The sequence below is a fragment of the Pseudomonas sp. AC070 genome, from assembly GCF_979258635.1.
Genome location: NZ_OZ409871.1, coordinates 2424480 through 2450360, shown reverse-complemented (window position 1 = coordinate 2450360; position 25881 = coordinate 2424480). Strand labels below are relative to the sequence as shown.

General features: G+C 61.7%; 25 protein-coding genes. 14 read left to right on the top strand and 11 right to left on the bottom strand.

Annotated features, from left to right (window positions below):
• Positions 1-398: 398 nt before the first annotated feature.
• Positions 399-1436 (bottom strand): OmpA family protein, encoded by a 1038-nt coding sequence (locus ACZZ0Q_RS11060; protein WP_463538967.1) that lies wholly within the window; start codon positions 1434-1436, stop codon positions 399-401.
• A gap of 407 nt (positions 1437-1843) precedes the next feature.
• Here ACZZ0Q_RS11060 and tauA (ACZZ0Q_RS11055) point away from each other — a divergent pair, with 407 nt between their 5' ends.
• The 5 genes from tauA (ACZZ0Q_RS11055) to tauD all read left to right on the top strand — a co-directional run bounded on the left by tauA (ACZZ0Q_RS11055) (position 1844) and on the right by tauD (position 6525).
• Complete coding sequence (gene tauA, locus ACZZ0Q_RS11055; RefSeq protein ID WP_463538968.1) at positions 1844-2821, top strand: taurine ABC transporter substrate-binding protein; 978 nt, start codon at positions 1844-1846, stop codon at positions 2819-2821.
• Between the two features lie 60 nt (positions 2822-2881).
• On the top strand, positions 2882-3856 hold the full coding sequence (gene tauA, locus ACZZ0Q_RS11050; RefSeq protein WP_463538969.1) for a taurine ABC transporter substrate-binding protein: 975 nt from the start codon (positions 2882-2884) through the stop codon (positions 3854-3856).
• A 112-nt stretch (positions 3857-3968) separates the two neighbouring features.
• Positions 3969-4763, top strand: coding sequence for a taurine ABC transporter ATP-binding subunit (tauB, locus tag ACZZ0Q_RS11045; protein ID WP_463538970.1), 795 nt, complete (start codon positions 3969-3971; stop codon positions 4761-4763).
• Positions 4760-5611, top strand: coding sequence for a taurine ABC transporter permease TauC (gene tauC, locus ACZZ0Q_RS11040; protein WP_463538971.1), 852 nt, complete (start codon positions 4760-4762; stop codon positions 5609-5611). Before tauB ends, tauC begins: the two co-directional genes overlap by 4 nt.
• 80 nt (positions 5612-5691) lie before the next feature.
• A complete protein-coding gene (gene tauD / locus ACZZ0Q_RS11035) occupies positions 5692-6525 on the top strand; it encodes a taurine dioxygenase (RefSeq protein ID WP_463538972.1) in 834 nt (277 codons plus the stop codon).
• Between the two features lie 123 nt (positions 6526-6648).
• Here the strand turns inward: tauD and ACZZ0Q_RS11030 are convergent, their stop codons facing one another.
• Positions 6649-7083: a DoxX family protein gene (locus ACZZ0Q_RS11030; RefSeq protein ID WP_463538973.1), complete on the bottom strand. Its 435-nt coding sequence runs from the start codon at positions 7081-7083 to the stop codon at positions 6649-6651.
• Between the two features lie 179 nt (positions 7084-7262).
• Positions 7263-8681, bottom strand: a complete 1419-nt coding sequence (locus tag ACZZ0Q_RS11025) for an MltF family protein (RefSeq protein WP_463538974.1) — start codon at positions 8679-8681, stop codon at positions 7263-7265.
• Between the two features lie 240 nt (positions 8682-8921).
• Here ACZZ0Q_RS11025 and ACZZ0Q_RS11020 point away from each other — a divergent pair, with 240 nt between their 5' ends.
• Positions 8922-9740 carry a TatD family hydrolase gene (locus tag ACZZ0Q_RS11020; protein ID WP_463538975.1) on the top strand — a complete coding sequence of 273 codons (819 nt, stop codon included), beginning with the start codon at positions 8922-8924 and terminating at the stop codon, positions 9738-9740.
• Between the two features lie 77 nt (positions 9741-9817).
• On the opposite strand, the gene ACZZ0Q_RS11015 is transcribed toward ACZZ0Q_RS11020, so the two are convergent.
• Positions 9818-10069, bottom strand: a complete 252-nt coding sequence (locus tag ACZZ0Q_RS11015) for a hypothetical protein (protein ID WP_463538976.1) — start codon at positions 10067-10069, stop codon at positions 9818-9820.
• Positions 10070-10072: 3 nt separating this feature from the next.
• The gene (locus ACZZ0Q_RS11010) at positions 10073-10834 is read right to left on the bottom strand and encodes an MlaA family lipoprotein (protein ID WP_463538977.1); all 762 of its coding nucleotides are present in this window, start codon (positions 10832-10834) and stop codon (positions 10073-10075) included.
• Positions 10835-10999: 165 nt separating this feature from the next.
• Here ACZZ0Q_RS11010 and ACZZ0Q_RS11005 point away from each other — a divergent pair, with 165 nt between their 5' ends.
• Together ACZZ0Q_RS11005 and ACZZ0Q_RS11000 are read left to right on the top strand one after the other, a co-directional pair.
• The gene (locus ACZZ0Q_RS11005; RefSeq protein WP_122495849.1) at positions 11000-11710 is read left to right on the top strand and encodes a response regulator; all 711 of its coding nucleotides are present in this window, start codon (positions 11000-11002) and stop codon (positions 11708-11710) included.
• The gene (locus tag ACZZ0Q_RS11000; protein WP_463538978.1) at positions 11707-13038 is read left to right on the top strand and encodes an ATP-binding protein; all 1332 of its coding nucleotides are present in this window, start codon (positions 11707-11709) and stop codon (positions 13036-13038) included. Before ACZZ0Q_RS11005 ends, ACZZ0Q_RS11000 begins: the two co-directional genes overlap by 4 nt.
• 5 nt (positions 13039-13043) lie before the next feature.
• Here the strand turns inward: ACZZ0Q_RS11000 and ACZZ0Q_RS10995 are convergent, their stop codons facing one another.
• The 6 genes from ACZZ0Q_RS10995 to ACZZ0Q_RS10970 form a co-directional block, all read right to left on the bottom strand.
• Positions 13044-13367 (bottom strand): helix-turn-helix domain-containing transcriptional regulator, encoded by a 324-nt coding sequence (locus ACZZ0Q_RS10995; RefSeq protein WP_463538979.1) that lies wholly within the window; start codon positions 13365-13367, stop codon positions 13044-13046.
• Positions 13358-13723, bottom strand: coding sequence for a type II toxin-antitoxin system RelE/ParE family toxin (locus ACZZ0Q_RS10990; protein ID WP_463538980.1), 366 nt, complete (start codon positions 13721-13723; stop codon positions 13358-13360). Before ACZZ0Q_RS10990 ends, ACZZ0Q_RS10995 begins: the two co-directional genes overlap by 10 nt.
• Positions 13724-14024: 301 nt before the next feature.
• A complete protein-coding gene (locus ACZZ0Q_RS10985; RefSeq protein WP_463538981.1) occupies positions 14025-14435 on the bottom strand; it encodes a hypothetical protein in 411 nt (136 codons plus the stop codon).
• Between the two features lie 120 nt (positions 14436-14555).
• Complete coding sequence (locus tag ACZZ0Q_RS10980) at positions 14556-14990, bottom strand: YgaP family membrane protein (protein ID WP_463560569.1); 435 nt, start codon at positions 14988-14990, stop codon at positions 14556-14558.
• On the bottom strand, positions 14974-15180 hold the full coding sequence (locus ACZZ0Q_RS10975) for a hypothetical protein (protein ID WP_122495838.1): 207 nt from the start codon (positions 15178-15180) through the stop codon (positions 14974-14976). The genes ACZZ0Q_RS10980 and ACZZ0Q_RS10975 overlap by 17 nt, the downstream gene beginning before the upstream one ends.
• A gap of 40 nt (positions 15181-15220) precedes the next feature.
• Complete coding sequence (locus ACZZ0Q_RS10970) at positions 15221-15547, bottom strand: hypothetical protein (protein WP_463538983.1); 327 nt, start codon at positions 15545-15547, stop codon at positions 15221-15223.
• Between the two features lie 236 nt (positions 15548-15783).
• Between ACZZ0Q_RS10970 and ACZZ0Q_RS10965 the strand changes: the two genes are divergently transcribed.
• From ACZZ0Q_RS10965 to ACZZ0Q_RS10940, 6 genes are all read left to right on the top strand, one after another.
• Positions 15784-16908, top strand: a complete 1125-nt coding sequence (locus ACZZ0Q_RS10965; protein WP_463560567.1) for a mechanosensitive ion channel family protein — start codon at positions 15784-15786, stop codon at positions 16906-16908.
• Between the two features lie 286 nt (positions 16909-17194).
• On the top strand, positions 17195-18730 hold the full coding sequence (gene glgA / locus ACZZ0Q_RS10960) for a glycogen synthase GlgA (RefSeq protein ID WP_463542189.1): 1536 nt from the start codon (positions 17195-17197) through the stop codon (positions 18728-18730).
• Complete coding sequence (treZ, locus tag ACZZ0Q_RS10955) at positions 18730-20502, top strand: malto-oligosyltrehalose trehalohydrolase (protein ID WP_463538985.1); 1773 nt, start codon at positions 18730-18732, stop codon at positions 20500-20502. The genes glgA and treZ overlap by 1 nt, the downstream gene beginning before the upstream one ends.
• The gene (gene malQ, locus ACZZ0Q_RS10950; RefSeq protein WP_463538986.1) at positions 20499-22592 is read left to right on the top strand and encodes a 4-alpha-glucanotransferase; all 2094 of its coding nucleotides are present in this window, start codon (positions 20499-20501) and stop codon (positions 22590-22592) included. Before treZ ends, malQ begins: the two co-directional genes overlap by 4 nt.
• Entirely contained in the window at positions 22585-25446 is a 2862-nt protein-coding gene (locus ACZZ0Q_RS10945; protein ID WP_463538987.1) for a malto-oligosyltrehalose synthase, read from the top strand. The genes malQ and ACZZ0Q_RS10945 overlap by 8 nt, the downstream gene beginning before the upstream one ends.
• On the top strand, positions 25443-25838 hold the full coding sequence (locus tag ACZZ0Q_RS10940) for a DUF2934 domain-containing protein (RefSeq protein ID WP_463560566.1): 396 nt from the start codon (positions 25443-25445) through the stop codon (positions 25836-25838). Before ACZZ0Q_RS10945 ends, ACZZ0Q_RS10940 begins: the two co-directional genes overlap by 4 nt.
• The last annotated feature ends 43 nt before the right edge of the window (positions 25839-25881 follow it).

The following is a 25881-nucleotide window of genomic DNA, read 5'->3' as shown; positions in this document are numbered from 1 at the left end:
CAAGACTTTTTGGTTTCTTTTTCGTCGACTGGAAAAAGAAACTCGCGCGTAAGGCGCGAAACAAAACGTCCAGCACACGCGGTAATGAATGCCGACGCACATCACATCGGTGTACGGCTTGGGATTCTGGATCCCCGCGTGCGTGAGGATGACGGGGGGGTTGGTTGAAATGCGCGTAAGGCGCGAAACAAAAACGTCCAGCGCACGCGGTAATGAATGCCGACGCACTTCACATCGGTATACGGCTTGAGATTCTGGATCCCCGCGTGCGCGAGGATGACGGTGTTGTTTGGATGAGTGTCGTTAAAAAGCGAGGTGACTCGCGCGTATGGCCCATCAGGACCACAGCCCATAAAAAAACCCGGCCGAAGCCGGGTTTTTTCATCAAGCCAGACTAATTACTTAGCCTGAGCCTCAACTTCCGCCTCAACGCGACGGTTCACAGCGCGACCTGCATCGGTAGCGTTATCCGCAACCGGCTTGGATTCGCCATAACCCACAGCATTCACGCGATCACCACCTACACCGTACTGATTAACCAGCACGTCACGAACGGCGTTGGCACGACGCTCGGACAGTTTTTGGTTGTAGGCATCAGTACCCACGGAGTCAGTGTGACCTTCAACAGTGGTCGAGGTATCTGGGTATTGCTGCATGAAGTCAGCCAGGTTTTTGATGTCACCGTAGCTTTCTTCTTTGACTTTCGATTTGTCGAAGTCGAATTTCACGTCCAGCTCAACACGAACCACTTCAGCCACTGCTGGGCAGCCGTCAGCGTCGACGGTCACGTTGGCAGCGGTGTCTGGGCACTTGTCGACGTTGTCGCACACGCCATCGTTGTCGCTGTCGGTGCAGGTAGCAGGCGCTGCAGCAGCCGGTACCGGCTCAGCGGCTTTCTTGCCACCGCCGAAGTTCACACCGATACCGACGCTCGGCGCCCACTCGGTGTTGCCTTGGTCGATGTTGTATTGAGCTTCAACACCAGCACGGGCGTAGAAGTTCTCGGTGAAATACAGCTTCGCACCGCCGCCCAGGTTGGCGAAGGTGGAACGGTCGCGGCTGTTGCTCGCGTTCTGGTCGATGCTCTGGTCAGAGAAGCCAGCCGACAGGTAAGGACGCACCATGTCGCCAGGGGCATTGAAGTGGTACAGGGCGTCCAGCGCGGTGTTGGCGCCTTTCACGTTGGTGCCGCTGTCTGTACGGGCGTTATGAACTTCGTCGTAGCCCAGTCGCAGCTCTACGTCGTCGGTGAGGAAGTAGCCAATCGAGCCGCCGAACAGGTTGCCGTCATTGTCAAAATCACGGGTGCTGTCGAAGTACTGTTTCTTGGCGAAGCCTTCAATCTCAACCGCACCTTGGCCTTGAGCCAACGCTTGGAAAGAGCTGGCGGCGATCAGCGAACCGATTACAACGCCTAAGGTGTTTTTCAATTTCATCCGTAAAGTCCCCATTCAGATTGTGCGCAGTTAAACCAATACAAATTATCGACTAGGACAACGTAGTAGAAGAACACCACTGCCGCGAACCCTAGCCAAACAAATTTTTACAACTGGCCCTACGCCAGCCGTGGCCTCTAGCTTGCTCAACTGAGATATCGGCGAAATTCCTTCGGTTCAACAAATAATTCAGATTGGCCGAATCCGACTGCGCAGACAGCTTTCGCGCGCCCATAAGCAACCAAATCGCCACACCTAAGCTAATAACCAAATAGTATTTATTTGTTATTTCTTAGAACCTTTATTCTCTGCGTCACCGGACCACCGGACCTCTCTTCCTTATTAGTCATTGTCCAGTGGTCCGCCCGCTCTACTCAGCGCTGCGGAGCCCGTTGAGGAGTATAAAAATGAAAGCGCTCACCCCGCTCCGCCTGCTGGCCGCCCTGGCCATTTCCAGTTTTACGCTAAGCAGCCACGCTGCCGATTTCACCGTTGCCTACCAAACCACCGTCGACCCAGCCAAAGTCGCCCAGGCAGACGGCGCCTATGAAAAGGCCAGCCACAGCAAGATTGACTGGCGCAAGTTCGACAGCGGTGCCGAAGTGATCACCGCTGTGGCCTCCGGCGACGTGCAGATTGGTTACGTCGGTTCCAGCCCACTGGCTGCCGCTGCCACCCGTCAGTTGCCGGTGCAGACGTTTCTGATCGCCACCCAGATCGGCGCCGCCGAGGCGCTGGTGGCGCGTAATGGGTCGGGCATTAATTCGCCGCAAGACCTGGTCGGCAAAAAAGTCGCCGTGCCGTTTGTTTCCACCGGCCACTACAGCCTGCTGGCGGCACTCAAGCACTGGAACATCGATCCCAAGAAAGTGGAAATCGTCAACCTGGCTCCGCCAGCGATCATCGCTGCCTGGCAGCGTGGCGACATCGACGCCACCTACGTCTGGGACCCCGCGCTGGGCAAGGCTAAAGAAAGCGGCAAGGTGCTGATAACTTCGGGCGAACTGAGCAAGCTCGGCGCGCCGACGTTTGATGCCTGGATCGTGCGCAAAGACTTCGCCGCCCAGCACCCTGAAATCGTTTCGGCGTTCGCCAAGGTCACCCTCGACGCTTACGCCGATTACCGCAAAGACCCCAAAGCCTGGCTCGCCGACCAAGACAATATCGCCAAAGTGGTGAAGCTCTCCGGTGCCAAAGCCGACGACATTCCCCTGCTGCTGCAAGGCAACGTGTTCCCGCTGGCGGCTGATCAGGTTACCGCCTTGGGTTCACCGACCACCCAAGCGATCACCGACACCGCAGGCTTCCTCAAGGAGCAAGGCAAGGTTGACGCCGTGCTGCCGGACTACTCGCCCTACGTCAGCGCCAAGTTCATTCAGAACTGACCCCACCTTTATTCCAGCCCTGGCGGCAGTGCCGACCAAGGCTGTTTGCGGAGCACGACCATGAGCTTGTCCTTTTCCCGCCGGCTGCTGGCTACCCTGGTGATCGCCGGCCTGAGCGTTTCCGCTCAGGCGCAAGACATCATCATCGGCTACCAAACCGGCATCGACCCCAGCAAAGTGCCGCAAGCCAATGGCGGTTATGAAAAAGCCATCGGCGAAAAACTCGACTGGCGCCGCTTTAACAGTGGCGCCGAAGTGGTTACCGCCATTGCCTCTGGCGATGTGCAGATCGGCAACCTCGGCTCCAGCCCGCTGGCCGCCGCAGCGACACGGGGTCTGCCAATCGTGACCTTCGTGGTCGCCGCGCAAATCAATTCGGCCGAAGCCTTGGTGGTGCGCAACGCCAGCAATATTCAGAAGCCGGCCGACCTGGTGGGCAAAACCATCGCCACGCCGTTTGTCTCCACGTCGCACTACAGCCTGTTGGGCGCGCTCAAGCACTGGAACATCGACCCCACCAAGGTCAAGGTCGTCAACCTCAACCCGGCGCAAATCACCGCCGCGTGGAAGCGCGGCGACATCGACGGCGCGTTCGTTTGGTCGCCAGCGCTGGGCGAAATCAAGAAAGACGGCAAGGTGCTCACCGACGCTGCCGAAGTCGGCACCTGGGGCGCGCCAACCTTCGAGGTCTGGGTAGCGCGTAAGGACTTCGCCGAGAAGCATCCTGAGGTGTTGGCCAAGTTCGCCAAGGTCAGCATCGACGCCTACACCGTCTACAACGCCAACAAGGCGGCATGGACGGCCGATTCCGAGCAGGTAAAGGAAATCGCCCGCCTGACCGGCGCCAACGCCGCCGACGTGCCCGAGCTGCTGGCCGGTTCCACCTTCCCGGAAAGCGCCGAGCAGAAAACCCTGCTCAACGGCCAAACCGCCAAAGACATCGCCGCCACCGCCGTTTTCCTCAAGGAACAAGGCAAGGCCGACGGCGTGCTGGCCGATTACTCGCCGTATGTAAGCAGCCAGTTCGTGCAGTGAGTTCAGCAACTACCACGAACCTGTAGGAGAGGCTCCAGCCTCGATTCCTGAAAACGACAATCCAGGCAGGCCTCCCCCACAGCGGCCCTATCAACACAGAGAGAACACCGAAATGGCCTTACTCCAACTGGAGCGCATCTGCGCACAGTACCCGGGCAGTTCCGCACCGGTGCTGGCCGACATTTCCCTGACCCTAGGCCCACAGCAATTGCTGGTGGCGCTCGGCCCTTCGGGCAGCGGCAAAACTTCGCTGCTTAATTTGATTGCCGGTTTCGTCGCGCCGAGCGGTGGCCGCATCACCCTTGATGGCGTGCCGGTGCAAGGCCCGAGCGCCGAGCGCGGTGTGGTGTTTCAGGACGACGCCCTGCTGCCCTGGCAAAACGTGTTGGACAACGTCGCCTTCGGCCTGCAACTGGCGGGCGTGGCGCGGCCGGCGCGGGAAGCCAAAGCGCGGGAGATGCTGGCCTTGGTTGATCTCGCCGGCTTCGAGCAGCGCCAGGTCTGGCAGTTGTCGGGCGGACAGAAACAGCGCGTGGGCCTGGCTCGCGCCCTGGCCGCCGATCCACGGGTGTTGCTGATGGACGAGCCGTTCGGCGCGCTCGACGCCTTTACCCGCGAACAGATGCAAGAGCTGCTGCTGCAAGTGTGGCAACGCAGCGCCAAGCCGGTATTCCTGATTACCCACGACATCGAAGAAGCCGTGTTCCTGGCCACCGATCTGGTGCTGCTGGCGCCCAATCCTGGGCAGATCGTCGAGCGGCTGCAGCTGGATTTCGGCCAGCGCTATGCCGCTGGCGAACCGGCACGGGCGATCAAGTCGGACCCGCGTTTTATCGAAACCCGCGAGCACGTGCTGGCGCAGGTGTTTTCACAACGTTTGGCCATTCAAGCGCAGGCCCGCCCATGAGCAGCTACGAAGCCAGCCTGAGCACCAGCAAAACCAGCCCCGCGCTGGATGTGTTGCCCCAGTCGAAACCGCAGCGCCCGGCGCTCAGCACCCGCCTCATCAGCGTGCTGACCCTGGTCGCATTGCTGGCCCTCTGGTGGGCCGTCACCGCCTTCGGCCTGATCGAACCGCTGTTTTTGCCGCCGCCTTCGGCCGTGCTGCAGAAGGGCTGGCTGCTGGCGACCACCGGTTACATGGAATCGACGCTGTGGCAGCACCTGGGCGCGAGCCTCGGGCGCATTGGCCTGGGCCTGTTGCTTGCGGTGCTGACCGCCATTCCCGTGGGTATCGCCATCGGCCGCAACCGCATTGCCCAGGGCATTCTCGATCCGCTGATCGAGTTTTATCGGCCTATTCCGCCGTTGGCCTATCTGCCGCTGATTGTGATCTGGTGCGGCATTGGCGAGTTGTCGAAAGTGCTGCTGATTTACCTGGCGATATTTGCCCCCATCGCCATTGCCACCGCCACCGGCGTGCGCACCGTCGACCCGGCCAAACTGCGCGCCGCGCAATCGCTGGGTGCCACGCGCGGGCAACTGATTCGGCATGTGATTTTGCCCAGCGCCCTGCCCGACATCCTCACCGGCGTGCGCATTGGCCTGGGTGTCGGTTGGTCGACGCTGGTGGCTGCCGAGCTGATCGCCGCCACCAGCGGCCTGGGTTTTATGGTGCAGTCCGCCGCGCAGTTTCTGGTCACCGACGTGGTGATTCTCGGCATTTTGGTAATCGCCATCATCGCCTTTGCCCTGGAAATGAGCCTGCGCGCCCTGCAACGCCGCCTTGTGCCCTGGCACGGCCAAAGCCACTGACGCGTCGGCTATGACCGACGCGCACCCGCCCTTGTGCGCACACCCTTTTTGCACCACCACTGCCACGTAAGAGAAAGACCATGAGCCTGCACATCACCCCCTTGAGTTCCGCCCTGGGCGCCCAGGTTGAAGGCGTTACCCTCAGCGAGCCGCTGAGCGACGCCAACCGCCGTGCCATCGAGCAGGCGCTGCTGGATCATCAGGTGCTGTTCTTCCGCAACCAGCCCATCACGCCGCAACAACAAGCCCGTTTTGCCGCGCAGTTCGGCGACCTGCACATTCACCCGATTTACCCCAACGTGCCGGAACAGCCCGAAGTGCTGATTCTCGACACGGCCGTGACCGATGTGCGCGACAACGCCATCTGGCACACCGACGTCACCTTCTTGCCGGAACCGGCGATGGGCGCGGTACTGAGCGCCAAGCTGCTGCCGGCCAAAGGCGGTGACACCCTGTGGGCCAGCGGTATTGCCGCGTATGACGCGCTGTCGGCGCCGCTGCAAACCCTGCTCAACGGCCTGACCGCCACCCACGACTTCACCCGCTCGTTTCCCCTGGAACGCTACGGCAGCACGCCCGAAGACTACGAACGCTGGGACGAAACCCGGCGCAAGCACCCACCGCAATCGCACCCCGTGGTGCGCACCCATCCGGTGAGCGGGCGCAAGGCGCTGTTTGTCAGTGAGGGCTTTACCAGCAAGATCAACGAGCTGGAACCGGCGGAAAGCCAGGCGCTGCTCAACTTTCTATTCGCCCATGCCACCAAGCCGGAATTTTTCGTGCGCTGGCGCTGGCAGGAAAACGACATTGCCTTCTGGGACAACCGCGTGACGCAGCACTACGCGGTGGATGATTACCGCCCGCAGCGGCGGGTGATGCAGCGCGCGACGATATTGGGTGACCGGCCGTTTTAGAGCGCGTCCAGGCTCGCCGCTTGCCGTTGATGCTCATGCCAAGGCGCTGGGGTGAGACCAACCGCCGACCTGCGCAAACGCAAAAAAGCCCGCACTAGGCGGGCTTTTCGTTGTGGCGATTAATCAGCCAGCAATTTTGCGATCCAGCGAGAATTTACCGGCGCCTTCCACCAGCAGCGTGGCGCTGATAACGGCCAGAATCAGCGCGTATTCGAAGCCGTTAGTGGCCATAAAGAAGCCGTTGCCGATGTGCACGGCGAAAATGGCGACCAGCATGGCAATTACCAGCGACAGGGCCGCTGGGCGAACCAACAAACCGATTACCAGGGCCAAGCCACCGAAGAATTCGGCGCTGCCGGCCATCAGGGCCATCAGGTAGCCCGGGGTGATGCCGATGCTTTCCATCCACTGCCCGGTGCCGTCCAGGCCGTAGCCGCCGAAAAGACCGAAGAGTTTTTGCGAACCGTGGGAAGCGAACGTCAGACCGGTGACGACGCGAAGAATCGTGATGCCCAAACCTGCACGAGTGGCGAGTACGGTGTTGATCAGTTTGTTCATGGTGCGTTCCTTGTTGAGGCTAAGTAGGTGTTGGTGGCCGCATTCTAAACAATCTATCCGATACGACTAGCGGCATTTTTGCGTTAAATATATCTAATTTGTAGATATGTAGATTCTTGCAGCGAGGGCTTCAGGGTTCGCCAGCAAGCTGGCAGCTACGTGGGAGCCGTGGGAACCCGTTATTTCTTTGTAGTCGCCACTTTCGCTTTGGGGATTAGCCGCTCGCGCTCGCGGTCATACGTCAGGTAGTACTTGTTCACCGCGTTGACGTAGCTGACCACGCCCATGCCCACCTGCTCCATGGCGATCCGTTCTACTTGGAAGAACCACTGGTTGGGGTTCAAGCCACGCCGCTTGGCTTCCGCGCGAAAACCTTGCACGCGCTGTGGGCCAAGATTGTAGGCGGCGAGCACGAAGGCCATGCGCTCGCGCTCGTTGATTTGCGCGCTGTTGAAGAAGTTGCGGCGAATGCGCGCCAGGTATTTGGCGCTGGCCTGCACATTGCCCTCCAACCCTTTGACGTCGCTGATGCCCACGCTGCGCGCGGCCGCCGGGGTTATTTGCATCAAACCCGTGGCGCCGCCGCTACCGCGGGCCGCCGGGTTGAGTGTTGATTCCTTGAACGCCAAGGCGGCCAAAGCCAGCCAGTCGATGTCCTGCTCGTCGCCAAAGCGTTGCAGCACCGGGCGCACTTTCTCCAGGCGCTGCCGGTCGCTGCGCGCTAGCGGGTCATGCACTTTATAAATGCGGCGGTAAATGCGCTGGAAAGCGACGTCCTGGTCGGTTGGCGTGCTATAGCCGCTGAGAAAGCGGTCAATGGCGGCCCGCAACATGGGCGCGTCGGGCCGCACGAACCAGTTGATGTCGCCCTGCTCGCTGAGCACCAATTGCCGATCGATGCGCAGCTTGGGCATCACTTTCAGCCAGCGCTCGGCTATCGGCAACTCGACGGCGGTGTACGGGAAAATCCCGGCCTCGACCATTTCCAGCACGTCCTCGACGGCCAGGCTCGGGTCGACCCATTCAATGCCGATGGGCGCCAATTTGCGCAGCGCCAATTGCTGGTTGACGGTTTCCAACGCCTCCGCCGCCGCGCTACCCGCCGGCAATGCCAGGCTGCGGCCGGCCAGTTGATCCAGGCGCTGGTAGCGTTTGCTGCCTTGGCGAGCAACGAGCACCAGCGGCACTTGGGCGCGAATCGCCACGCTCGGGCTGACATCCTGGCCGCTACGGGCGTTAAGCAACTCGCCGGGCACCACCAAATCGCCCTCGCCGCGCTGCAAGGCGCCGAGCAATTGGTCTTTGGCTTTGGGGATGATCTTCAGCGTAAGCGGGCGGCCGTCGCGGGCGTTGCGGTTGAGGTACTGCTCGAAGGCACGCAGGCGGTGGTATTCAAGGCCGATGGCTTGGCCTTTTACTTCGCCGGAGCTGTTACGGCTTTGGTTGACCAGCACTCGCAATACGCCGCTGCTGCGAATTTTACTGAGGTCGCGCACCTGACTCGGATGCTGCCAGCCTTCCTGCGGCCCGGCCAAACGCGCAGCCGCCGGCAACGGCAGCAGCGCCAGGCACAGTAAAAGCAGCAACGCTCGGGTCATTCAGTCTCCAGATGTCACGCCTACCAGCGGACGCGGCACCATCAATATCGGCCGCCTAACAGTGACGGCACCGGGGCGGGTTCCCCGGCAAGGGGCGCGGAGGGTCGCACAGCGCTCGGCAGGACGCCAGCCTAAGCGTGTATCAACTTTAACAAGCGCTCATAAACGGCTGTATTTTATAGCTTTATAGATGTTCGTGGGGAGATGGTAAGCTGCACCGCTCCGCAGTGAGGTAGCACGATGCAACTCATCGACATTGGCGTCAATCTGACCCACGACAGCTTTGCCCAGAACTATGAAGCAGTGCTCGCCCGCGCCTTTGAGGCCGGCGTGTGTCAATTGCTGCTCACCGGCACCAGCCTGGAGGGCAGCGAAAAAGCCCTGGACCTGTGCCGCCGCGCCGACGAAACCGGCGCGCGGTTGTTCAGCACAGCGGGCGTCCACCCTCATGACGCCAGCAGTTGGACCGGCGCAACGGCCGGGCAACTTCGCGCCCTATTAAAAGAAGACCGCGTACGCGCCGTTGGCGAATGCGGGCTGGATTTTAACCGCGACTTTTCGCCTCGTCCGTTGCAGGAAAAAGCGCTGGAAGAGCAGCTGGCGCTGGCCGTGGAGTTGAAGTTGCCGGTGTTCCTGCACGAGCGCGACGCCAACCAGCGGCTGCTGGAGATACTGCGCGATTACCGCGACCAGTTGCCGGCAGCCGTGGTGCATTGCTTCACGGGGGAAAAGCGGGCGCTGTTTAGTTACTTGGATTTGGACTTGCACATCGGCATCACCGGCTGGATTTGCGACGAACGCCGGGGCACCCATCTGCATCCACTGGTGAAGGAAATTCCGGTCGGCCGCCTGATGCTGGAAAGCGACGCGCCCTACCTGTTGCCGCGCACATTGCGTCCCAAACCGAAGAACGGCCGCAACGAGCCGGCGTATTTGCCTGAGGTGCTCAAGGAAGTGGCGACGCATCGGCAGGAAACGCCAGCGTATTTGGCGGCGCATACCACGGACTGCGCGCGCGCGTTTTTCGGTTTGCCCGTGGTTGAGGCGCCTGGCGATTAACAGTCAGAACGGGGTCATGTGGGCAATCATCGCGGCTGAAGCCGCTCCTACAGGTGGGGGGTTGTGTGGGGGCGGCTTCAACGCTTACCGCTCCGCATCCTCAGTTCGCCGCTATTGATCATCCAGTGGGTAAACGCTGCCAGCGACACCTGATAACTGCACACCACCAACGCACTCTCCCCTGGTCGGTAGTTTTCGAAATAGCAGTTGAGCACCAGGGCGCGCCCATCCTCGGAAACGCTCAAGCCCTCCTCGCGGTAGTGCAATTCGCCGTCATGGCGTTCGATGTCTTGGCGCACCACGAGCACCGGTTGCGGGGCACTAACCATGGCTTACTCCAGTTCGCAGCCGCGATAACGCTCGGCCGCGTTCACAGCGCCTAATTTTCCTTCCGCTACCAACCGCGCCCGGGCAGCGGCGGTGTAATCGCGCAAGGCGCTGTAGTAGTCGGGCCCGGTTTCCAGTTGGTCGGTGAGCGGCAGCGCTTCGGCGCGGCCATCTACGGTCGAGCCAACTGTGTTGGCGGTGCCGATGGTGGCCACGGTGTCGCTGTTATCGCCGAACGGGGAAAACAGGAAGTTGGCCACCCGCCCGACGCTGTCGCGACTGTTGGCCGAACCCAGCAGTGGCCATTCCAGCACCGGACCGTCGCCAATGCCCCACACGCCAAAAGTCTGGCCGAAATCAGCCTTGTGATGCACCAACCCCATGCGCCCGGCTGTGTCGAACAGACCTGCCACGCCCAACAGCGTGTTTATGGTGAACCGCCCCACGGTGTTCATGGCCCGCTGGCCGTTGCCTTGCAGTACGTCGTTCACAAATACCTTGGGCTCGGCAAAGTTCGCGGCGAAGTTATGCACGCCGTCTTGCACCGGCTGCGGCAATTTGGCGTAGCCACGGGCCACCGGCTGCAGCACGTATTCATCGGCTACGCGGTTGAAGCCGAACACGCTGCGGTTGACCGGCTCTAGCGGGTCGCGCAGTTCATAACCAATCGCCGCGCAATCAACCTGACGCTCCGTATGACTGCAGCCCACCAGTGGCGCCAGCACCGCACATACGCCCAGAAGCTGAACCGCTTTTACTGCCGACATAACGCTCTCCTTTGACTGAATGCCGGCGAGCTTGGCGGGTGGTTTTTGCGCGAAGATGTCTGCTTGATGGCGGCGCGGCAGCAATGTTGCACGATTGAAATATATGACCGGTCGGGGCAAATGGTTTTAGATGGCGGCCTGCCCCACCACCGGAACCGACCACCTGTGAACCGACTGCTGATCGTGGACGACGACGTCGAAATCCTGGCCTTGCTGAAGAAGTTTTTCGTTCAGCACTCATACGAGGTGGCGGTCGCCACCGATGGCGACGCCATGTGGGCCGCCATCGCCCGGCAGCGTCCGGATGTGATTGTGCTCGACGTCATGCTGCCCGGTCAGAGCGGCCTGAGCCTGTGCCAGCGACTGCACAGTGAGTGGCGGATTCCGGTGATCATGCTCACGGCGATGGCCGAACTGAGCGACCGCATTATCGGCCTGGAGTTGGGCGCCGATGATTACCTGAGCAAGCCCTTCGATGCCCGCGAGCTACTGGCCCGGGTACGTGCGGTGCAACGCCGCGCGGGCGAGGCGCCCAAACCCCTCACCGACAATGAACGGCCAGTGGTGATATTTGCCGATTGGCAACTGGACGTTACCCGCCGCGAATTGCGCTCGCCCGACGGCGTGATGATTCCGCTGTCGGCCGGCGAATTCGAGTTGCTGCTGGTATTCGTCGAGCACCCGGGGCGCATTTTGAGCCGCGAACAGTTGCTCGACCTGTGCCACGGTCACGCCCATGACGCGTTCGACCGCAGCATTGATGTGCAAGTAAGCCGCCTGCGCCGCAAGATCGAGCCCGACAGCAAACGGCCGGACATCATTCGCACCGTGCGCAACGGCGGCTATCAATTCAGCCCTAACGTCAGCCGTCGATGAACTGGCCGCGCCGCCCCACCGACACCATCGCCCGCTGGATCGCCCTGACCATCGCCTTGGCAATGGCCGCAGCGCTGGTGCTGAATCTGGTGTTTACCCAATTGGCTGGCGTTTGGGCCAAGCCGGCGCTGCCCCAGAGCGGACTGTTGGAGAAGATCGCGCTCAGCGCACGCATCATCGAAGCCGCGCCTGCTGACATGCGCCTGGAATTGGCTCGGGCCAGCGGTGAAGCGAACTTTGTCGTCAACTGGTTTAGCGAGCGCAAACAGATCGACCTGCCGGCCACGGTGGACGACTACGAAGACGGTGACGCGCTGTTGCACGAGCTGCTTGGCCCTGCAGCCATCAGCGTTGAAGGTTACAGTCCAGACGACTGGCCAGCGCCCAATCGCGACCGGCCTTACGTGCTGGTGATGCAATTGCGCGACCACAGCTGGTTGACCTTTACCGCGCCAGATCGCAGCTGGGGTCTGGACCCGGCCGTGCGCCTGGCGATTATTGTCAGCCTTGGCTTGATCGCCATCATTGCCGTCGCCTGGTTCGCTACCCGCCAACTGGCCTTGCCGCTGCAACAATTTGCCAACGCGGCGCGACGCTTTGGCAGTGATTTTCGGGCTCCGCCCATCGAGCCAATCGGGCCGCAGGAAATTCGCCAGGCGATTCTCGCGTTTAACGCCATGCAGGCGCAGATCCAACACTTCGTGGCAGATCGCTCGCAGATGCTGGCGGCTATTTCCCACGACCTTCGCGCCCCGCTCACCCGCATGCGCCTGCGCGGCGAGTTCATTGAGGACAACGAGCAGCAGCGCAAACTGTTCCGCGACGTGGACGAGATGCAAAGCATGATCAACGCCGCGCTCGACTTCTTCCGCGACGATGCCCGGCTGGAAGTGGCCACGCCGTTCGACCTGGCCGAATTGCTGCAAACCTTGCGCGACGACTACCGCGACCAGGCCATCGAGCTGCCTTTTAGCGGACCGTCGAAGCTGGTGTACACCGGGCGTCCGGTGGGGCTGAAGCGCGTGATGACCAACCTGGTGGACAACGCCCTCAAATACGCGCACTCGCCTGCGCTATCGCTGCGCACAACGGATGCCGGTATTGAAATTGAAGTGAACGACAAAGGCCCCGGCATTCCGGAGCACGCCTTGCAGCAGGTGTTCGAGCCGTTTTTCCGCCTGGACAGCGCGCGCAACCCGAACTCGGCTGGAGTCGGCCTGGGCCTGTCGGCGGCGCGGGCCATCGTGCGCGAACATGGCGGCGAACTGCACGTGGCCAACCGCGCCGAAGGCGGGCTGTCGGCGCGGCTATGGCTGCCGTGGAACTGAACGCTTCAGCTCACCGGCACGGTGTGCACTTCAATTTGCAAGCGCAAGGCGGTTCTCAGCGCATTGAAGATGGCGGCCAGGTTATCCATGTTGGGATTGCCGGTGGGCGACAACATGCGGTGCAGGCTTTTGCTCGGCTTCTGCGTTTCAACCGCGAGCTGTTCGAAGCCGATGGTGGCGTTCACCAGATCGCGCAGCACCAGACGCGCTACGTCGGGTTCGCCATTAAGGAAAAGTGTGGCGGCTTCATGAAGCAGTGATTGGGCGAACGCCGGTTCGCGTTCAACGCGGTCGACGATGGTTTGTTTGAAATCGCGGGTTAGCGCCATGATGGCGTCTCCTCTATGCCGGCTCCGCTGGCAATCAGCTCGGCTTTACGTGCTTTGTATTCTGCGAACAACGCTTGTGCCTTGTGGATGTCGGCGGGCTGAGTGGCTTTGGTGCCGCCGCCGAACAAGACGATCAACGTGTCGCGTTCCTTTGCCAGGTAAATGCGATAACCCGGCCCCCAATCGATTCGATACTCGCCAATACCACTGAACCACTTGATGGCTGACGTATTGCCCAACTCCATCCGGACCAGCGCAATAGACACCTTCGTAGCTGCCTGAATAGACAGCGAATCGAACCATCGCTTATAGGGGCTGGACTCATCCTTGCGTAAATACTCAACGACTCTTGGCATGCGAATAGTAACCTATGTGTTACCTAACGATAAAGCTGATAATCCATTTATCAGCCGAACCAGCATGCCAAGCGCTGCGCGGCTTGCCTGCAGGGCTCATTGGAGTTGGGTTTGGGAAGGGTCTTGCTAAAGAAGGAGTAATGGCGGCTCGCGCCTAGGCCAGCGCGAAGCATTTCGCGTTTTTATGAAAGCGCCCGACCGATCACGGTCGAGCGCGGCTCTCTACGCAAGGACCACCTGCCCGCTTTCGCCGCGATGACGGCGCATGGTGGCAAACTGCTTAATTGGGCTTTGTTGCGCCCTACCACGCCCCACTAATCTGCTCCGTCAATGGCATCTGCTCGCCCAGTTTGAAGCTGCGTACACCAATGCTGGCTTTCTGTGGGCAGTAGACGGCGCGGCAGTTGTCGCCGAGGTCTTCAGCAACCAAACGGTCGGCTTGGGCAGAGACTCGCAGCACGCATTGGCTGGTCGACTCTTGGTAGCTGTAAACCCCAGGGCTCTGTTTTTTGGCGACGCCGCGCATGCGGCAGGTGAGGTCGTCGCGCCCGGCTGCGGTGAGGGCGAATTTGAGGGTGCCGTCGAGCAGGTTGATTACTTCAATGGTGTCTTGGCCGTTGACCCTTCGGCCGTCGGGTATTTCCAGCCAATCAGCGTTTGCGGGCAGTACAGCAATAAGCAGAAGCAGCGAAACCACACACTTGGAGTACATGGCAGAGATTCCTTAAGCCAGGGCGGGAGCCTGGCAATGTGCGCGTTTGTCGGCGGTATAACGCAGAACGCCGACGCCCCATAAGTGGTGGCGTCGGCGCAGTGGTTAGACAGCTCGGTATTATTTTGTTTTTTTCGCGCTGGCTGCGTGAAGTGCAGTCAGTTGGTCCGAGGCGGACTGCAACCTGGCCTTGATTGCCAGCAGTTCATCCTGACGCTCAACGATCACTCGCTTCGCCGGGCAACGACCGGTCAGACCGCGCAGCAACATTATGCTGCCCAAGGCAGCGCGCACACTGCCTATCACGCCACCGCGGCGCAGGCCGGTGCCAACCATGGCGGCACCGCTGGTGATGCACATTGCGCGTTCCCAGCCATGAACATTTTGCGGGTGGGCCTCAAGTTCGCGGGCCAACGCTTCAAAAGCGACCATAACCTTCTCCTTGTTTTCGTTCGGTGCCCGTAACGACAGTTCGTCACGACCTAAACAACCGACCGGTTCCGATGACAAGCGTTCATTCTTTGCGGCTTTCTTACTGTCAGGCGTAGCGCGCATCTTGCGGTTGCGGCAGCTCGGGGTTTTCGCCCGGCTCGCCACGCGGCAGCTCTGGCGGCACGTCGTCCGGTACTTCCGGCGGGGTTTCGTCTGGCACTTGGGCGTACAGCTCGGGCAGGCGCACCACAAACTCTTCGCCAGCCAGACGGTCGCTAAAGAAACTTTCCAATACTTTTGTCGATGCGTTCATGGTCGCCTCCTGCTTGTTAAACCACGGGGTTAAAAAGTGCTTAGAAAGAAATACGACGGCGGTTGAACAGGGTCTGCATGGCGCGAAGGCTCAGTTCCTGGCCGCTGTAGGTGGGTAATTTATGTGCGGTGCAGTGGGCGCTGGTGCCGCTCAACGCGTTATCGCGGATCAGCACTTCGCGTTTGATGCTGAGAATTTCATCGTTCGCTGCGGCCTGGCTGTAGACAGTTTTACCGGCGATCACTTTGATCAGCGCTTCGTTGTTGGCGCTTTTTAAGGCCAGCACAAAGCTGCCGTCCGGGCGTGGTTGCAACGACACGTCATGGCTTGGGAAGGCAGATACATAAAGATCGGTAAGAGGTTGCATGACGTGCTCCTGAAGAAAATGTGTTCTCAGGAGTGAAATTGCAAGATGAACGCCAACCTCGAAAAACTATTTTTACGCTTGCATTTCAATGACTTATAAAACAGCGCCCACCGCTTGCGCAGGCAATCTGCACGAAGCACCCGGTTGGCCATCATGCAAATTGCATCCTCAAGCCGCCTGAACCCCCTCGCCCTGCCCCGGTCACTAAAACACGCTTAGCCAACAGGGCCCTTCTAATGCTTGAGGATTTGCAACTCCAGTTTCCCATCGCCGAATTGAAAACAGTGCTCGCCGCTGCCATCACCGTCTTGGCGCTAATGCTCGCCGCCCGGCTGGTAACCCGGGTGCTTGCCCGCCTGGCCAAACCCTTCGCGTTCCCTCGTGAACTGGTGAGGCAACTACGCGACCCGGTCTGCGTGCTGTTGCCCCTGCTCGGGCTGCAAACCGTGTGGACCGCAGCCGACGACAGCTTTCGCCTGATCGGCCCGCTGCGCCACGTCACCACCTTGGCCATCATTGGCGCCTTCACTTGGCTGGGCCTGCGAGCGGTGGCAGCGGTGCAGGAAATGATCCTGATCCACAACCCGGTGGACATCGCCGACAACCTGCGTGCCCGTCGCATTCAAACGCAAACCCGCGTGCTGGTACGCACCCTGAGTTTCTTCGTTCTGCTGTTCGGCCTGGCCGCCATGCTGATGACCTTCCCCAGCGCCCGCCAATTTGGCGGCAGCCTGCTCGCTTCGGCCGGCGTGGCCGGGCTGGCGGTGGGCTTTGCGGCCAAGCCGGTGCTGGGCAACCTGATCGCGGGCCTGCAAATTGCCATGACCCAACCCATTCGCCTGGACGACGTGGTGATTGTCGAAAACGAGTGGGGCCGCATCGAAGAGATCACCGGCACCTACGTGGTGGTGCGAATCTGGGATGACCGCCGCCTCATCGTGCCGCTGCAATGGTTTATAGAGAACCCGTTCCAGAACTGGACCCGCTCCTCGTCCTCGCTAACAGGCGCCGTTATGTTCTGGGTCGATTACGCCATTCCATTGGAACCGCTGCGTAAAGAACTCGAACGCCTGCTTAAGCAAGTTCCGCAGTTGTGGGACGGCCGTGTCAGCGTGCTGCAGGTGGTCGACACGTCCGACCGCGCCATACAACTGCGCGTTTTGGTGAGCTCGCGCGACTCGTCCAGCGGCTGGGATTTGCGCTGCTATATCCGCGAGAACCTGATCAATTTCATCAGCCACAAACACCCTAATTGCCTGCCGCAATTGCGCGCTGCGTTTCAAAGCAGTCCGACCCACCACGTGGTGGATCCACACGTGCACGAGCCGATTGCCGAACCGGAACGCCAACCCCCCGTGTAATCGGCCAGCGCGCCTTGCCGCCGCTGCGCCCGACGAGCGGTTGACTGGGAAAAAAAGTAGAAACTTTTTCGCGGACCGGCCAGTCAGCACTTACGTAGGGGCAAGACCTGTTCCGACAGGGCCAAACCACTCCAACACACTTATTCGAATTCGTATTGGCGTAGCCAATGCGGGGCGTTTTTTTACGCGACTGACAATCTTTTTTTGCGCGGTCGACTTAGCGAAATGAGCGCCGGCTCGTGAACGACCGGCGCCACGGGAGGAACACATGGGAACTGCACTAGCGATGGAACGGTTAGACGATTTCGCTTCGATTGTCGCCCCCAAGGCTCAACCTCCGGTTGAAAGCACCAAGCCAAAAACGCTGTATCCCAATAAGAAAAAAATCCTCTTCGTGACCTCCGAGCTGGCTGACCTGATCAAGGTCGGCGGTTTGGGCGATGTGTCTGCCGCCCTGCCCCGCGCCCTCTCCGGCCAACACGACATCCGCGTGCTGATTCCCGGCTACCCGCAAGTGCTGGAAAGCGGCCACCCGCTGCGCATGATCGGCGAAGTTAAAGGCCATGCCGCGCTGCCTTCATGCAAGATCGGCCGCATGGACCTACCCGACGGCCTGATCGTTTATGTGCTGATCAGCCCCGAACTCTACGAGCGCGAAGGCACGCCGTACGGCGACGTCAACAGCCGCGACTGGCCAGACAACCATATTCGCTTCGCCCGCCTGGGCATGGCCGCTGCCGACATCGCCGCCGGCACCGCCTGCATCAGCTGGTGCCCGGACCTGGTGCACGCGAACGACTGGCCGACCGCCCTCACGCCCGCCTACATGAAGTGGCAAGAGCAAGACACGCCTTGCGTGTTCACCATTCACAACCTGGCCTACCAAGGCATGATCGACATGCACTGCAGCCCAGAACTCGCCTTGCCGCCGGAAGCCTGCGGCCCGGAAGGCATGGAGTTTTACGGCAAGCTGTCGCTGCTTAAAGCCGGCATCACCTACGCCGACCACATCACCACCGTCAGCCATACCTATGCGCAGGAAATTACCACCGAGGCGTTCGGCTGCGGTATGCAAGGCATGCTCCAGCTGAAGACCAACGAAGGCAGCCTTAGCGGCATCACCAATGGCATCGACGAAAGCTGGGACCCGCGCACCGACACCCACCTGGTTGCCAACTTCAGCATGCACAACCTCGGTGGGAAGAAACAAAACGCCGAATACGTCGAGCAGCTGTTTGGCCTAGATGCCGATAACGGCCCGCTGTTCGCCGTGGTCTCGCGTTTGGTGCAGCAAAAAGGCATCGACCTAACACTGGAAGTGGTGGACACCATCGTGCAAGGCGGCGGTCGCCTGGCGGTCATTGGTCGCGGCGAGCCGGAGCTGGAACAGGCTCTCACCGAAATGGCCAAGCGCTACCCCGGCCGCGTTGGTGTGAAAGTCGGCTTTAACGAAACCGACGCCCGCCGCATGTTTGCCGGCAGTGACTTCCTGCTCATGCCGTCGCGCTTCGAGCCGTGCGGCCTGAGCCAGATGTACGCCCAGCGCTTCGGTTCACTACCGATCGCGCGCAAAACCGGCGGCCTGGCCGATACCATTGAAGATGGCGTCACCGGTTTCCTGTTCCGCGACGCCACCGCCGAGAGCTACAAAGACGCGGTGCAGCGCGCCCTCACGGTTTTCCAATACCCCGAGCTGCTGAACGCCATGCGCTGCCGCGCCATGGCCTCGCCGCTGTTCTGGAAGCAGTCGGTTGAACCCTACGACCGTCTGTACAAAGACCTGCTGCAACAAAAAGCCGCCCGAGCGCGAGGGCAATGGTGATGTCAGCGCCGACCACCCGGCCGGCACACGGCGCCCTCCCCGTAGCGGAGGGACTCACCCGCTTCGCGCTCTGGGCACCGCAAGCCAACACGGTTGACGTGGTGTTTGCCGATGGCAGCGCACAGCCCTTGCAGAAAGAGACTGAGGGCTGGTTTCGCGCCGAGCTGCCTTGCCCGATTGGAGGCGCGTACGCCTACCGCATCGACGGCGGTCAACAAGTACCCGACCCCGCCTCTCGCGCCCAGCAAGACACCGTGCACGGCTTCAGCCTGGTAACCGACCCCAGCGCTTACGCCTGGCAACAAGCCGACTGGCGCGGTCGGCCATGGCACGAAACGGTGTTGTACGAAGTGCATGTGGGGTTGCTGGGCGGTTTTGCCGGTGTTGAACAGCGGCTTGCCGATTTACGCGAACTGGGCGTCACCGCCATCGAACTGATGCCGATAAACCAGTTCCCCGGCGAACGTAACTGGGGTTACGACGGCGTGCTGCCGTTTGCGCCGCAGCACAACTATGGCAGCCCCGATGAGCTGCGCCATCTGATCGACACCGCCCATGGCCTGGGCCTAATGGTGTTTGTCGACGTGGTCTACAACCACTTCGGGCCAGACGGCAATTACCTCGGCCTGTACGCCAAGGATTTCTTTCGCGAAGACATCACCACGCCTTGGGGCCCGTCTATCGACTTCCGCCGCGCCCAGGTCCGTGACTTTTTTATCGAAAACGCGCTGATGTGGGTGCACGACTACCGCGTCGACGGCCTGCGCTTCGACGCCGTGCATGCCATCAGCGAGAAAGACTTTCTGATCGAAATGGCCCAGCGCCTGCGCGCCTCGGTGCCGCTGGATCGTCACCTGCACCTGGTGCTGGAAAACGAGCACAACAGCGCCGAGCTGCTGCAAGCCGGCTTTGATGCGCAATGGAACGACGACGGCCATAACACCTTGCACGTGCTGCTCACCGACGAGCACGAGGGCTACTACCAAGATTATTGCCAGCAGCCGACCGAGAAACTCGCCCGCTGCCTGCAAGAAGGCTTCGTCTATCAGGGCCAGGAAAATCGTCACGGGCACACCCGTGGCGAGCCCAGCGGCCACCTGCCGCCCACCGCCTTCGTGCTGTTTTTGCAGAACCACGACCAAGTGGGCAACCGCGCCTTTGGCGACCGGCTAAGCACCCTCTGCGACCCGGACGCCTTGAAGGCCGCCACGGTCCTGTTGCTGCTATCGCCGATGATTCCGCTGCTGTTCATGGGCGAAGAATGGGGCTCGCGGCAGTCGTTTCTGTTTTTTACCGACCACCATGACGAGTTGGCCATCGCCGTGCGCGATGGCCGCCGCAACGAGTTTAAAGACTTCGCCGTTTTCCAGGACGCTGCCATTCGCGACAGCATTCCCGACCCGAACAAACTCGGCACTTTTAACGCCTCGCTGCCCGACTACGCGCCGGACATCGAGCCCAGCCACCAAGCCTGGCGCATTTACTACCGCAAGTTGTTGGAGCTGCGTCAGCAGCTGATCGTGCCGCTGCTTCCCGGCAGCCGCGCCGGCCATGTGCAGGTGCTCGGCGACAAAGCCGTGAGCGCCAACTGGACGCTGGGCGACGGCAGCAAGCTGCGCATTGACCTCAACCTCAGCAGCCAGCCCGTCAGCGCCCCGCCGCTGGGGCCGGCGGCACGCGTCATCTTCGGCAACCGCATCGACTTGCACGCCGCGCAACAAGGCTTGCGCGGCCCATTTAGCGCATTGGCATCATTAGAGGAAAGCGCATGAGCGACGAGCAACTGGCCAGCCTGTCTACCGCAGCAGGACTGAGCGTCGACTGGGTAGACGCCAACGGCCGGCCGCAACGCGTAGACCCAGACGCCCAGCGGGCCTTGGTCGAAGCCCTGGGTTACGCGGCCCAAAGCCCGCAACAAATCGCGGCCAGCCTTGCGCACCTTGAACAGCAACAGCAACGGCGCGAACTCGACCCGCTGCTGACCCACGAGATGCACAAGCCGCTGTCACTGGCCAGCGAGTTCGGCGCCAACACGCCCTTCAGCCTGCATTTGGAAAACGGCCGCCGGGTGGACGGGCGTCTCGATGGCCACGGCTGCCTGCCGGCCATCGCCGACTACGGTTATCACCGCCTGCAAATCGGCGAGCGGCTGATCACCGTCGCCGTTGCCCCGCCCGCCTGCCTGAGCGTGGAGGAGTTGACCGACGGCCAGCGCCGGCACATTTGGGGCCTGACCGCACAGGTGTATTCGCTGCGGCGCAACAACGACGGCGGGCTCGGCGATATGCAGGCGCTTGCCGACCTGGCCCGCAGCGCTGCCCACCATGGCGCCGACGCGCTGGCCATCAGCCCTGTGCACGCAATGTTCAGCGCCTGGCCGGGCCAGTACAGCCCGTACTCGCCCTCCAGCCGCTTGCTGTTCAATGCTTTGCATGCCGCGCCGGACATGATTCTCGGTGACGCGGCGGTGAACGACGCGCTGCAAATCTGTGGCCTGCATGACAATCGCAAACAGCTCGAAAGCCTCGACCTCGTCGACTGGCCCGGCGTGACCGATAGCCGCCAGCGCCTGTTGCGCCAGCTCTATCAAACCTTCCGCGACCAGCACAACGCCCTGACGCCGGACTTCGACAAGTTCCTGCTCTGCGGGGGCGATGCGCTGTTGCAGCACTGCCGCTTCGAAGCCTTGCAAGGTTTTATGGTGCGCCACGACATGTCCGGCGACTGGCGCACGTGGCCGGAACACTACCGCGACCCGCACCACGCCAACGTCGACCTGTTCGCCGCCGACCACGCCCAGGAAGTGGGCTTCCACGCCTTCTGCCAATGGCTGATGGCGCGCAGCATGGGCCGCGCTCAGGCCGCTGCGTTGAATGCTGGCATGAAGATCGGCCTCATTGCCGACCTCGCCGTGGGTGCCGATGGCGCCGGCAGCCAGGCCTGGTCGCGTCAGGACGAACTGCTGCAAAGCCTCACCGTCGGCGCCCCGCCCGACATCCTCAACCGCCAGGGCCAGAGCTGGGGCATTTCTGCGTTTTCGCCGGACGGCCTGCGCCGCAACGGTTACCGCGCCTTTATTGAAATGCTGCAGGCCAACCTCGCCCACGTCGGCGGCGTGCGCATCGACCATGTGATGGGTTTGCAACGCCTGTGGGTGATCCCGCAGGGCGCGCCGCCGCAAGCCGGCGCGTACCTGAACTATCCGCTCAAAGATTTGCTGCGCCTGGTGGCGCTGGAGTCGTGGCGCAATCGCGCGCTGGTGATCGGCGAAGACCTCGGCACCGTGCCCGACGGTCTGCGTGAAGAACTCGGGCGAAGCCGCCTGCTCGGCATGCGCGTGCTGCTGTTCGAGCAAAAGGACGGTGCTTTTATTCCCGCACCGCAGTGGCCGGACGATGCTTTGGCGACCACCACCACCCACGACCTGCCCACCCTGCACGGCTGGATGCAAGGCCGTGATATCGAATGGCGGGAGATGGCTGGTCAATCGACGCCTGAACAGAGCGTCGACGACCGCAGCCATCGCCACTGGGAAAAGCACAACCTGCACAAAGCGTTTCAGGACTGCGCACTGCTGCCGATTCGCGACAACAGCATTACCGAGCAACTGGACGCCAGCGTCTCGTTTCTGGGCAGCACGCCGGCGCCGTTGGTGCTGCTGCCGCTGGAAGACGCCATGGGCGAATTCGAGCAACCCAACCTGCCCGGCCCCGGCGATACGCACCCCAATTGGCGGCGCCGCTGGAGCATGAACGCCGCCGACATGCTCGACCGCCTCGAACCGAGCCAACGTCTGGAACGCCTCGACCAAGCGCGCCGCGCCCGTGACCACCTAGCGCCATCGAGACACCGCAATGACTAAGCCACTACGTCCACTGACGGCCACAGTCCGTCTGCAATTTCATAAAGACTTCACCCTCGACGACGCCGTGCCGCTGGTTCGCTATTTCGCCGACCTGGGCATCAGCCACCTCTACGCCTCGCCCATTCTCACCGCGCGGCCCGGCTCCACCCACGGCTACGACGTGGTCGACCCGACCCGTATCAATCCGGAATTAGGCGGAGAAGAAGCGCTGCTGCGCCTGGTGGCGCAGCTGCGTGCCCATGGCATGGGCCTGCTGCTGGACATCGTGTCCAACCACATGGCCGTGGGCGGCGACGCCAACCCGTGGTGGCTCGACGTACTCGAATGGGGCCCGACCAGCCCCTACGCGAATTTCTTCGACATTCAGTGGCGCTCCCATGACCCGCTGATGGTCGGCCAATTGCTGGTGCCCTTCCTGCGCACCGATTACGGCGAAGTGCTCGGCGCCGGGGAAATCGAACTGAAGTTCGAAGCCGAAACCGGCAGCTTGTATGCCCAGCACTACGAACACCGCTTCCCGCTCTGCCCTCCCACCTACGCCGACGTGCTGAAGACCAGCGAAGACGCGACCCTGCAAGCCCTCGCCGCCCGCTTCGAAAGCCTCGACGTCGACCCCATGGCCTGGCACAGCGCCCGACAAATTCGCGCGGATCTTGCCGAGGCGGTGCAGGTGCCGGATGTGGGCTTGGCGCTAGCCGAGGCCGTCAGCCACTTCGAGGTGGTGAGCGGCAAAATCGACGACAGCCACAGCATCGACCAATACGCCTTCGACAACCTGCACCGCCTGCTAGAGCGCCAGCACTATCGCCTGGCTAGCTGGCGAACAGCGGCCGACGACATCAATTGGCGGCGCTTCTTCGACATCAACGAACTGGGCGGCCTGCGGGTTGAACGCAACCGCGTGTTCGAAGCCACCCACGCGAAGATTTTCGAGCTGATTCAGCGCGGCTTGGTGGACGGGCTGCGCATTGACCACGTCGATGGCCTGGCCAACCCCGGTAGCTACTGCCGCAAGCTGCGCCGGCGGGTGAACGGCTTGCTGAGCAAACGCCCGAGCGAGCTGCGCGACGCCCAGGGCAAGGCGCTGCCGTTCCCGATCTACGTGGAGAAAATCATCGGCGCCGGCGAGCAGTTGCCCACCAACTGGGCGGTGGATGGCACCACCGGCTACGAATTTATGAACGAGGTGTCGCTGCTGCAGCACGACCCCATCGGCCAACTGCAATTGGCTGACCTGTGGGAAACCCGCAGCGGCCGCACCGCGAACTTTATGGACGAGGTGCGCGAGGCGCGAAACCTGGTGCTCCACGGCACCCTGGCTGGCGACCTTGAAGCGCTGGCGCAAGGCCTGTTGTTGGTCGCGCGCGATGACGTTTATACCCGCGACCTAACGCTCGGCTCTATCCGCCGCGCGCTGCTGGAGTTGATCGTGCACTTCCCGGTGTACCGCACCTATGCCGGAGGGCATGGCCGTTCCGAGCAGGATCAGTTGTTCTTCGCCCAAGCCCTGGAAGCCGCGCGCAACAACCTCAGCGAAGCCGACTGGCCGATTCTCGACTACCTCGACCGCTGGCTGGGTGGCGAAGCACTGCGCCAGTTGCCCCCAGGCCCGGCGCGCCGGCAGCGGCAGAAAATGCTCACGCGCTTTCAACAACTCACCTCGCCCGCTGCCGCCAAAGCCGTGGAAGACACCGCCTGCTACCGCAGCGCCGTGTTGCTGTCGCGCAACGATGTGGGCTTCGACCCGCAGCACTTCAGCGCGCCGGTGGCCGAGATCGAAGCCAGCTGGCAACGCCGCGCCGAGCACCTGCCCAACAACCTGCTGACCACCGCCACCCACGACCACAAACGTGGCGAAGACACCCGCGCGCGCTTGGCGGCCATCAGTGAGCGCTCAACCTGGCTGGTGGAGCACATCGACCGCTGGTGGCCGATGGCGGCGCCGCTGCGCCAAGAACTCACCGACGGCATGGCGCCGAGTGCCGGCGACGAAATGATGCTCTACCAAACCCTGCTCGGCAGTTGGCCTCTGGGCCTGGCCGGTGACGACCAAACCGGCCTGGACGCCTACTTCCAGCGCCTGGTTGGCTGGCAGGAAAAAGCCCTGCGCGAAGCCAAGTTGCGCAGCAGTTGGAGCGCCAACAACGAAGCCTATGAAGGCGCGTGCCGCAGCTTCTTGCAGCAACTGCTGCAAAGCCCCGAAGCCCTGGAGCTGCGCAAAGAGATCGCCAACGCAGCCGCCTCCCTGGCACCCGCTGGCGCCCTGAATGGCCTGGTACAAACGCTGCTGCGCATGACCACGCCCGGCGTGCCCGACCTTTACCAAGGCGCCGAATTCTGGGACTTCAGCCTGGTAGACCCGGACAACCGCCGCCCGGTGGACTTCGCCGCGCGCGAGGCGGCGCTTCGTCAACCGAAAGCGGTCAGCGAGCAACTTTCAAACTGGGCGACGGGGGCGCTAAAACAGAGCCTGATTCGCCACACGTTGAACCTGCGCGCTGCCCATCCACACGTTTTTGCTGCCGGCAGCTACCGGCCGCTGACAGTCAGCGGCAGCCAGGCCGAGCGTGTATTGGCGTTTGCCCGGTATGTCGACGACGAACAGTTCGTGATCGTGCTGGTGCCGCGCCTGGCCGCGCACCTGCTCGGCGACGGCGCCACGCCGTTGATTTCTGACAGTGCCTGGGGCGACACGCACCTGGTGCTTCCACCCGAACTCAGCCACCACACGCTGATCAGCGCTTTTACTGCCAGCAGCCACACCCCGGTGGACGGTCGCCTCGACGTCGCCCACCTCCTGCGGGATTTCCCGGTCACTTTGCTTCACCCCTTTCAGGAGCCTCGGCCATGAGCATCGACGAAAAACGCGTTAGTGAATTCGCATTCCAAATCTGGGAATCGGAAGGCAAACCCGAAGGCCAAGCCGAGCGCCATTGGCAAATGGCGCTGAAGCTGGCGGCCTCGGAAGCGGGCGTGCCGGCCGCCAACAAAAGCGTAAAAGGCAAAACCCTGCCAGCGCCGAACCCGGCTATTCCGGCGGCGAAAAAGCCGGCCGCCAAGGCTGAAAAACCAGCGTTGCTGGAAGCCAAGCCGGCAAAACCTGCCGCCAAAAAAAGCGCAGAAAAAACACCTGAACCGAAAGCCGCTGCGCCAGCCAAATCTACTGACAGCAAGCCTGCTAAGCCGGCTGCCAGCAAACCAGCCGCTGCAAAAAAACCGGCCGCCAAACCGCCTAAGGCCTGAATCACAGGCTTGTCGGCGTGAAGTGATCGTTATCGGAATTCAA